An 8,707-nucleotide genomic window follows, 5' to 3' on the forward strand; every position below is an offset into this window, starting at 1 on the left:
GCTATTCAGCCCGCGCCCGCGGATTGACCGAATACGATGACGTTGCCGGGGTCACCACCGAAATTGTGGATGTTGTGGCGCACCCAGCGCGGGGCGGCGACCTGGTCGAGGATGCCGCGGTTATCGGACGCGCCGGCGATGTGGGCGAAGCCTTCGAAGCCGGTGCGGTAGTTGATGCTGACCACCACCACCACCACACCAGTTGCGGCCAAGACCGCGCCATCGGCGTCGGGGTCGGCCGAGTGGCCCTTCAGATAGGCCCCGCCATGAATCCATACCATCACCGGCAGCTCGACCCCGCCGAGAGCGGGAGACAATATGTTCAGCGTCAGGCAGTCATCCGAACCATCCTGGACGACGCCGACCCAGCCGCCCAGACAGAACCGGTGTGCCCGGCTTGGGGAACTGCGGGACCGAACACTGAAGCCTCGCGCACACCATCCCAGCGTTCGAGCTCCGCAGGTGCCCGGAACCGTCGGCGGCCGACCGGCGGCTGCGCGTAGGGGATGCCACGAAACACCGCGAGGTCGTTCTCCCACCGGCCCCGCACCAGGCCTGCAATTGTTCGGATCTCGACCTCGATGTCCACCGCTCCCCCTGAAACTGGCACAGTTACACCGTGATTGAAGGTTACAGCGAGTCTGTCGATACTGTTCTCTGACTTCGGAACCGAGCGCCCAGCGGCATTACGGTGCGTCTAACTCTTGCACCCGCGAGCAGACGTCGGCGACAGCGGCGGTATCCCAGTAGAACGGGCGAATCTCGCTGATCCGTCCGGCATCGACGGTGATCGTCTGCAGGATCGGGAAGTCGAGGGCGCGACCGGTGCAGCGGGCGCGGGCCCGCACGTGTGTGAGAACAACGAGCGGACTCTCATCAGCCAGGAAAGTCTGCTCGGCCATCTCGAAGCGATCCCACACCTCACTCATCGCAAGGAAGAATCGCTCCAAACCGTCGTGGCCACGCCAGATTCCGCCATAAGGAAGATTGTCGGCCTGGTACAGCACGACATCCGGTGCGAAGAATGGCGCCAGCAAGGAGAACGATGCCGAACCGGGACCGCCGCTCGCGAGGTACGCCGCCTCGGCCTCGTACATATTTCGTAGGACGGACTTGGCTGTCATTGACGATGGAGTCATGACGATCATAGTGAAGCCGAGACATTACCGTGTGCTGGCGGAAACCAGCCATGGCACTCGGTGACCGTTTCGGTGCGTCGACACCCTGGCGCCGTGCGCACATCGGCATCATGCTGCGTTAATTGGCAGGACATGGTGGTCTGTAGCAAGATGCCGGACCTCATTCACGTAGCTGATCGAGGTGGTTCTATCGGCGATCTGTGACGTCACCGATCGGTGGATCAGGACGTCACCCCTGATCCGAAGATGTTCGTATCGGCGAATTTTGACGTCGTGATCTTGGTTGCGATGCAAAGATGCGTGTGCTTCGCCCCATACACACGCGTTGGAGGGAGTCGCCGTTGCCTCGTCAGACGAAGGTCGAGCTCTACGCCGCGATCCGGCGCGACGCACGAGCAGGGATGTCGGGTCGGGCGTTGCAGACGAAGTACGGGGTCGGTTGGCGCACAGTCCAAGCCGCGACCAACACGGCATGGCCCAACGAGCGCAAGAAGTACCCCACTCGGGGCTCCAAACTCGATCCGTTCAAGCCCTTCATCGACGAGGTCCTGCGCGCGGATCTGCGGGCACCACGCAAACAGCGCCACACCATCAAACGCCTGTATGCCCGGCTGCTCGACGAACACGGCATGGACGATGTCGCCTACCAGACGCTGCGCGACTACATCGCCGAGCGGAAACCACAGGTCCGTGCCGAGGAAGGCAAAGGTCCAGCGGAGGTCTTCATCCGCCAAACCCACCGCCCCGGAGAAGAAGCCGAGGTCGACTTCGGCGACGTGACGGTCCGGCTGCGCGGCGAACTGGTGGTGGTCTGTTTGTTCGCACTGCGGATGTCGTTTTCGGGCAAGGCCGTTCACCGATGCTTCCTCTCGGCCGGTCAGGAAGCGTTCTTCGAAGGACACGTCCACGCCTTCGAGGTGTTGGGTGGGGTGCCGTTCGGCAAGATCCGCTACGACAACCTGCGCGCCGCAGTCGCCCGCGTGATCGGATTCGCCCGGCTGCGTGAGGAATCCGACCGCTGGACCGCGTTCCGGTCCCACTACGACTTCGAGGCGTTCTACTGCCGACCGGGAATCGAGGGCGCCCACGAGAAGGGCGGCGTCGAAGGTCAGATCGGGTGGTTCCGCAGAAACCACTTCGTGCCGGTCCCCGAAGTCGAGTCGATCGACGAGCTCAACGAACTGGTCAATGACTGGGATATCGCCGACGAGCAGCGCCGCATCGGCGCCCGACCCCGCACCATCGGTGAACTCTTCGCCGCCGAGAAGCCACTGCTCAAGCCGCTGCCCGACGAACCTCCCGAGACCGGGCGTTAATTCACCCCGCGGGTCGACAAATTCTCACAGATCACAGTGCGCACCAACCACTATTCGGTGCCGGTCCGGTTGATCGGCCGCCAGGTCCGGGTGTTGTTGCATGCCAGCCACCTGATCGTCTTCGACGGCCGCACCGTCGCCGCCCGCCACGAACGGCTGCCCGCCAAAGGACAGACACGCCTGGACCTGGATCACTACCTCGAAGGGCTCCTGCGCAAACCCGGCGCCCTGCCCGGCGCGACCGCGCTCGACCAGGCCCGCGCCGCTGGCAAATTCACCCCGGTCCACGAAGCTTGGTGGTCAGCGGCCCGGCACGCCCACGGCGAACGCGACGGCACACGCGCACTGATCGAAGTGCTCTTGCTGCACCGACATCTGCCCCACGACCACGTCGTCGCAGGGCTCGCCGCCGCATTGCAGGCCGGGGCACTGACCGCCGACGCGGTCGCGCTGGAAACCCGCAAGATCGGGGAATCATCACCTCCTGAACCTGCCGTCGTCGAACTCGACGAACCAGGCCCCGTCTCCTCATTGACGCGGCGCCGTCTGGCCGCGCTCCCACCGGATCGGCGGCCGCTGCCCTCGGTCGCGGCCTATGACCAGTTGCTCGTCCGAACACCGTCCTCGACGAAAGGGAGCACCACAGCATGAGCATCACCGCACCACGCCGACACGGCATGACCGATCAAGCCGCCGACGCCGCCGTCGACCAAGCCTGCCGAATGCTACGACTCCCCACCGTTCGGGCCCAGTTCAACGAGATCGCCGAGGGCGCCACGCGCGAGCAGATGACCTACCGTGCGTTCCTTGCCGAGCTGCTGTTGGCCGAATGCGATGACAGGGCCCGACGGCGAAGCGAGCGCCGCATTCGGGCTGCGGGCTTCCCGCGCGACAAGTCGTTGCGCGCGTTCGATTTCGACGCCAACCCCAACGTCGACCCCGCGACGATCCACACGCTGGCCAACGGCGAATGGATCAAGAAGGGCCTGCCGCTCTGCCTGATCGGTGACTCCGGCACCGGCAAATCCCACCTACTGATCGCGTTGGGGACCGAGGCCGCCATGCAAGGCCACCGGGTCAAATACACCCTGGCCACGAAACTGGTCAACGAGCTCGTCGAGGCCGCCGACGACAAACAACTCACGAAGACGATCGCCCGCTACGGTCGCGTCGACCTGCTCTGCATCGACGAGCTCGGCTACATGGAACTCGACCGCCGAGGCGCGGAACTGCTGTTCCAGGTTCTGACCGAACGCGAGGAGAAGAACTCTGTCGCGATCGCCTCCAACGAGTCGTTCTCCGGCTGGACGAAAACCTTCACCGATCCCAGGCTTTGCGCGGCCATCGTCGACCGCCTGACTTTCGGCGGGCACATCATCGAAACCGGCACCGATTCCTACCGGCTCGCCCGCACCGCGCAAGCCAAATCCGCCGCCGCTGGGTGACGTCAAGATTCGCCGATAGCGCCCTGGTCAAGGCTAGGAAATCGCTGAACCGTCAGCCGACGACCAGGGCTGGTGTCGGTGATCGGCCTGGTTGCACTGAACTGGCACACAGTTCATGAGATTGATGGGCAGAATCCGAGCACTCACCGCAGCGGGTGAACATCGGTGCGACGAAGAGCAGCGGGCAGCGACGGGGCAGCGGCCGACCCAATCATGTTTTGGCCCTGCGTCAATACTGCAGTGTCGCCGGTCATCGGGGTCGGATTCACGGGTCCCTTCCACCCACACCACCCGCCGCACGCGGCGACGGTCTGGCTTTCGACTCTGCCGTCGTCGAACTGGGCGGTGATATGCCAAGCACGGGCCGGGTGGTTGCAGATCGGGCATTTGCCGAAGTAGTTGAGAACGTCCTGGACTTCTGAGGCAGTGACGGTCCTGTTGCGGTTGGCCATGATCGAGTCCTCCCTAGCTCGGAGCTTAGAGCGGCGCAGCGCTGATTCTGATCGAACCCGCAGTGCGGTCGGTCACAGGCTGTCTTCGAATCGTCCCAAGACCCGCGTGGTGACGTCAGATTTCACCGATCGGGTTGGTGAGGTCCGACGCCGAACGACGGCCGGATTCACCGATAAACGACGTCAGATTTCACTGGCACAACCATCGAGGACAGCTATTCCATCCTCAAGTCTCCCCGGGGCTTCCCGGGTCGGCAGCGGCGAGGTACGCGGCCCAGCTCGTCTGGGCGAAACGAGCCCAGGTGTGCGCGGTGGTCCGGTGGACGCCGAACAGATCGCTGACCACGGCCGGGTTGAGGTCTGTGATTTTGGTCATCATCGCGGTGTTGCGTGCCGAGATCGTCGGAAGTCCTTGTGGAAGGCTGACCCGGGGCTGACACGTTCACGAGAGTGGCCAAGGACCGTGCATTTCGAGGTCGGCTTGGTGGCCGCCCCGGCAACAGATAGACGGTGCGCACCATGGAGCGCGAAGCACCTTGCCGGATTCGCTCTTCTACGAGTTCGGCAAGCGATGGTGGTAGGACGACGGGTGTGGTGTCGATCACCAGGTAGGCGTGCGCGGTATCTCGATAGAGCCGGTCGGTGGTGAGTTCGACGATGCGGACTAGCGGCAACGCGTAGAGCCTGACCAGGGCGCCGACGATACGAGTATCCAGCGGCAGTGACTGGTCGTGCAGGCAGCCTCGCAGTTGATGTTGATGGTCTTCCTGTTCCAGAAACCGTTGCGGGAAGCCGTGTTTGCGGCGCGCGATCGCGATCCTGGTGACCAAGCGGCGACGGTTGAGCCTTTCCAGGAACAAGCCAACCGGCTGAGGGTTGAGCCCGTTGGTGACCTCGGTCAGGTAGGTGTCGACGTGGTGCTGGGTGATGTCGGTGAGTGCGATTCCGATCTCATCCAGCCAGTTCAGGATTTTATGGCGCTGTGGATCCGATGCCTGCCGCCGGGGCGCGCTGCCGGAGTGTCAAGACATTGTGATCATGTTACTCAATGCGAGAGCCATTCAGCATGGCCACCGATCAAGTTACAGAGGACGGCCACCCTCTGCTTGTTGGCTCAGTCCAGCCAGTAACCGCGCTCGGCGGGACCTGACCTGAATCGGCAGTAGCGCATATCCCGTCAGATGCGCGCTTCCCGGCTATGAGCCGTGCACTACCAGCCGTCGTAGGCCGCACTGCCCGTAGATATTCCGATACGCCGCGACCGCCGGTTAGCTCGCCGTGGCCAGATTATTCGCCGCTTGCCGGACTAGACCTGCAGGTAGAGTGAGAGGTAGTGGCTGAAGCCTGCGCGGCGCGCGAACCGGACGGGTCGTCGCTGGTACTCGGTGAAGCCAAATTTGCGGTAGAGGCTGAGCGCGGGCGTATTGGTGTCCTTGATCTCACGTAGGATGAACTCGTCGTAACCGGGAAGCGCGATGATGTGCTGTATCAGCGCGGTACCCACTCCACGCCCCTGGAGGGCGGGAACGGTGGTGACGAAGCCGATCTCAGCCAGTCCCTCCCGTGCATCCTCGGGTGCGCCGAGGAATTGCGAGCGCACGATCGGGTAGCTGATGGTCCCGTGAAGGAGCCCGAGGTGGCGGCGGAACTCCGCCAGTCGCGGGGCGAAACACTCCTGATCGCCAGTGGTGACCGATGCGATGCCGGCAGGTTCGCCATCGGCGAGGGCCACAACGAAACGCTCCAGCAAAAGCATGTGCTCAAACGCTGCGGTCAATTGCTCTGGGTCGGAAGAGAAATAGGCGAAGTCCTCAGCGAATCCCCGCACCAGCACCTCGGTGATCTGTCGCCGGTAGCTCTCGCCCAGCTTGTCGCCGTGTTCGATATCGATCATCCCGTTCGTCCTTTTGTCAGCAATTTGAGTACGACGTCGACGTCGGGGGCTGTGAACTCGGCTCCCAAGGCGACCCGAATAGTTGTGAGGCCGCCGAGCATCGCGAAGTAGCAGGTCGTGAGTTGTGCTGGATCACCGTGACCGAACTCACCGGCCGCTCGACCTCGACGGATCAGGTTTTCGAAAGCGCGCCACGTAGAGCGGTGGGCGTCGTGGAGCCGAGCGATCGATGCGGCCGGGACACCGGCTGCAACGCCTTGATTGACGACGATCATGAACTCCGCGGCGCCGTCGTCGGCAGTGAGACCGGACAGGTACCGAGCGGTGAATTTTCGGATCGTCTCAACCGGGCGGCCCGGGCCGGACAGGTCCTCGGCCAAGGCCAAAAGGCCGGTCACCGCCTGGTCGAGCAGGTCGGCATACAGCGCATCTTTGGTCGGATAGTGACGGTAGATCGTGCCGACACTGACACCGGCCTCCACCGCGATATCGCGGATGGCCGATGCGGCATACCCGTGCCGGGCGAAGACGCGCACGGCCGCGGTCTGAACTGCGCTCCGTGTCGCCGCGGTCATGGCCGCACTCTGCTCAGCGGTGCGTGCCACACCTCCCCCATCTATGTAATGAACTGGTATTCATTACATAGTAGCGTGCCCGAAGCACTAGCCCCGCAATCGCGTGTCGAGAATCGTGTCGAGTCCGCCCTGGGCGATGCACGCTTGTCGGCAATACGGCGCGTTCGATGGAGCTGGTCAGACCCACGGATTCGCAGTAATTTCCCAGGGCCGCTCGTCGAGGCGCAGACCTCGCCAGATCGGAACCGTACGAGCCAGCCCGGGACACCGGAAACCGGATCGATTTGACCAACTGACCCATAGCACCGATGCCCACTCCTACGGCCTCCATGCTGATGAACGATCAGACGCACCGCGAATGGACACGCGATAGTTCAGCCAACATGCCCCCGTTCCTCATCGACTGGCAACGCCCCCGCGGCGGCAGCATCGGCGCGTACCGCGGCAACCCACTCACCGGATCCTCGCCATCACCCGCGGCCCCTTCCACACCACCCGACACCAGCAAACATCCAGCGTAACCCTGAACCGGGTGGTCGTCGGCCACCGCGCCGCGCACACCACTCGATCACCACCCTCGACCGAACAGGAGCCTTGAATGAGCACAACCCCGCCCGCGATCGAAACGAGTGCTGTGGAGTCGATCTCACGGTCCGAGTTCGCCGGACGCGAGCACCTCGGCACCGCCGGACCCGTTACCGCGTTCGCCGACAACCCGGTGACCGAGTCCTGGCGAGAGCAGTTCCAGGGTTGGCGGGGCCGATACTGGACCTACCGCCCCGACCAAACCGGGGCGCTGCGGCTGTACCCGCTCAACGTCGCCCGACGCTCCCGCACCACCCGCTGACCCCCGTTAACCTTTCACGGCGCGCGCCACTGGCTTCGGCTGGTGGTCGCGCCGTTGCCTTCTACTGCTAGGAGTTTCCGTGTCCACGACCACCATCGAGCCCGATACCTCGGCTGACCTGGAACAGGATTCCACGCCCGGCACCGACCAACCCATCGCTGTGCTCGCGCCGCTGCCCGCGGCCGCCGAGGCCGTGAGCATGGACCCAGCTGATCTGGTGATCGGCCACAACGTGCGTCCCGAAGACCAGATCGATCTCGACGCCCACCCGAAAGAGGTCGAGTCGATTCGACGGTTCGGGGTGCGTGATCCGATCCTGGCCCAGCGCGGCCCCGACGGGCACGTCGTGGTCGTCGACGGCCAGGTCCGCGCGCTGATCGCCCGCACCCTCGGACTCGCACGAGTTCCGGTCTACGTCGAGGCCACCGACCGGGCGATCGATGATCCGGAACGGTTGATCGAGCGGGCGTTGGATCAGATCAACCTCAACGACCGGCGCATCGAGTTGACCGATTCCGCGCGCGCGGCCGGGGTGGCCTACATGCTCGACCTCGGCGCCACCGCCACCCGCATCGCCGAAGGTCTGCAAATCGACACCGCACGGGTTCGTAAGGCCGGAAAGATCGGCCGATCGAACACCGCCCGAAACCTGTTGGACACCAGCGAGTTCAGTCTCGACCAGCTCGAGGTGATCGCCGGATACGAACAACTCGGCGACCACGCCGCAGTGGAGAAGCTGTCGTCGGTGCGGTGGAACTTCGACTACCACGCCGAGATGATCGCCACCGACCGTCAGCGCCGCCGCGACCGGCTCACCGCCGCCCTGCCCTACGCCGCAGCCGGGCACCCGATCCTGCACGTGGCATCCGTCGAGGTCGACCACGACACCTACGTCCCTGTCGACGACCTCGTCGATACCAACACCGAACCGGTCTCCCCTGAGTTGGCTTTGGTCGTGAAATCTGGCAGCGTTTTGTCGTGAATCTCGGCATCGTTGGGTGGGTTCCGGGCGGGATCGTGTGCATGAAAATGAACACCA

General features: G+C 64.0%; 11 protein-coding genes and 1 pseudogene. 5 read left to right on the forward strand and 7 right to left on the reverse strand.

From position 1 onward, the window contains the following. Positions 1-5: 5 nt before the first annotated feature. From ACWEVR_RS29985 to ACWEVR_RS29995, 3 genes are all read right to left on the reverse strand, one after another. The gene (locus tag ACWEVR_RS29985) at positions 6-446 is read right to left on the reverse strand and encodes a carboxylesterase family protein (protein ID WP_452469696.1); all 441 of its coding nucleotides are present in this window, start codon (positions 444-446) and stop codon (positions 6-8) included. Continuing rightward, entirely contained in the window at positions 329-610 is a 282-nt protein-coding gene (locus ACWEVR_RS29990) for a carboxylesterase family protein (protein ID WP_452469686.1), read from the reverse strand. The genes ACWEVR_RS29985 and ACWEVR_RS29990 overlap by 118 nt, the downstream gene beginning before the upstream one ends. A gap of 76 nt (positions 611-686) precedes the next feature. Then, on the reverse strand, positions 687-1,097 hold the full coding sequence (locus ACWEVR_RS29995; protein WP_452469687.1) for a nuclear transport factor 2 family protein: 411 nt from the start codon (positions 1,095-1,097) through the stop codon (positions 687-689). Positions 1,098-1,435: 338 nt separating this feature from the next. Between ACWEVR_RS29995 and istA the strand changes: the two are divergent. Then, positions 1,436-3,106, forward strand: a pseudogene (istA, locus tag ACWEVR_RS30000) (IS21 family transposase). Next, positions 3,103-3,900, forward strand: coding sequence for an IS21-like element helper ATPase IstB (gene istB, locus ACWEVR_RS30005; RefSeq protein ID WP_452469688.1), 798 nt, complete (start codon positions 3,103-3,105; stop codon positions 3,898-3,900). Before istA ends, istB begins: the two are co-directional and overlap by 4 nt. A 143-nt stretch (positions 3,901-4,043) precedes the next feature. On the opposite strand, the gene ACWEVR_RS30010 is transcribed toward istB, so the two are convergent. After that, on the reverse strand, positions 4,044-4,352 hold the full coding sequence (locus ACWEVR_RS30010) for a hypothetical protein (protein WP_452469689.1): 309 nt from the start codon (positions 4,350-4,352) through the stop codon (positions 4,044-4,046). 226 nt (positions 4,353-4,578) lie between these two features. Beyond that, positions 4,579-4,728, reverse strand: a complete 150-nt coding sequence (locus ACWEVR_RS30015) for a hypothetical protein (protein ID WP_452469690.1) — start codon at positions 4,726-4,728, stop codon at positions 4,579-4,581. A 355-nt stretch (positions 4,729-5,083) separates the two neighbouring features. Here ACWEVR_RS30015 and ACWEVR_RS30020 point away from each other — a divergent pair, with 355 nt between their 5' ends. Continuing rightward, complete coding sequence (locus ACWEVR_RS30020; RefSeq protein ID WP_452469691.1) at positions 5,084-5,482, forward strand: hypothetical protein; 399 nt, start codon at positions 5,084-5,086, stop codon at positions 5,480-5,482. A 176-nt stretch (positions 5,483-5,658) separates the two neighbouring features. Here ACWEVR_RS30020 and ACWEVR_RS30025 read toward each other — a convergent pair whose 3' ends face one another. Then, the gene (locus ACWEVR_RS30025) at positions 5,659-6,246 is read right to left on the reverse strand and encodes an N-acetyltransferase family protein (RefSeq protein WP_452469692.1); all 588 of its coding nucleotides are present in this window, start codon (positions 6,244-6,246) and stop codon (positions 5,659-5,661) included. Next, positions 6,243-6,782, reverse strand: coding sequence for a TetR/AcrR family transcriptional regulator (locus tag ACWEVR_RS30030; protein WP_452469693.1), 540 nt, complete (start codon positions 6,780-6,782; stop codon positions 6,243-6,245). The genes ACWEVR_RS30025 and ACWEVR_RS30030 overlap by 4 nt, the downstream gene beginning before the upstream one ends. Positions 6,783-7,419: 637 nt before the next feature. Between ACWEVR_RS30030 and ACWEVR_RS30035 the strand changes: the two genes are divergently transcribed. Together ACWEVR_RS30035 and ACWEVR_RS30040 are read left to right on the forward strand one after the other, a co-directional pair. Then, the gene (locus tag ACWEVR_RS30035; RefSeq protein WP_452469694.1) at positions 7,420-7,668 is read left to right on the forward strand and encodes a hypothetical protein; all 249 of its coding nucleotides are present in this window, start codon (positions 7,420-7,422) and stop codon (positions 7,666-7,668) included. Between the two features lie 79 nt (positions 7,669-7,747). Further along, complete coding sequence (locus ACWEVR_RS30040; RefSeq protein WP_452469695.1) at positions 7,748-8,650, forward strand: ParB/RepB/Spo0J family partition protein; 903 nt, start codon at positions 7,748-7,750, stop codon at positions 8,648-8,650. The last annotated feature ends 57 nt before the right edge of the window (positions 8,651-8,707 follow it).

The sequence above is a fragment of the Nocardia sp. NPDC003979 genome, from assembly GCF_053605015.1.

Coding starts and splice junctions, on each gene's coding strand:
- ACWEVR_RS29995 (WP_452469687.1), bottom strand. CDS start 1,097: ATGTACGAGGCCGAGGCGGCGTACCTCGCGAGCGGCGGTCCCGGTTCG.
- ACWEVR_RS30015 (WP_452469690.1), bottom strand. CDS start 4,728: ATGACCAAAATCACAGACCTCAACCCGGCCGTGGTCAGCGATCTGTTC.
- ACWEVR_RS30035 (WP_452469694.1), top strand. CDS start 7,420: ATGAGCACAACCCCGCCCGCGATCGAAACGAGTGCTGTGGAGTCGATC.
- ACWEVR_RS30025 (WP_452469692.1), bottom strand. CDS start 6,246: ATGATCGATATCGAACACGGCGACAAGCTGGGCGAGAGCTACCGGCGA.
- istB (WP_452469688.1), top strand. CDS start 3,103: ATGAGCATCACCGCACCACGCCGACACGGCATGACCGATCAAGCCGCC.
- ACWEVR_RS30010 (WP_452469689.1), bottom strand. CDS start 4,352: ATGGCCAACCGCAACAGGACCGTCACTGCCTCAGAAGTCCAGGACGTT.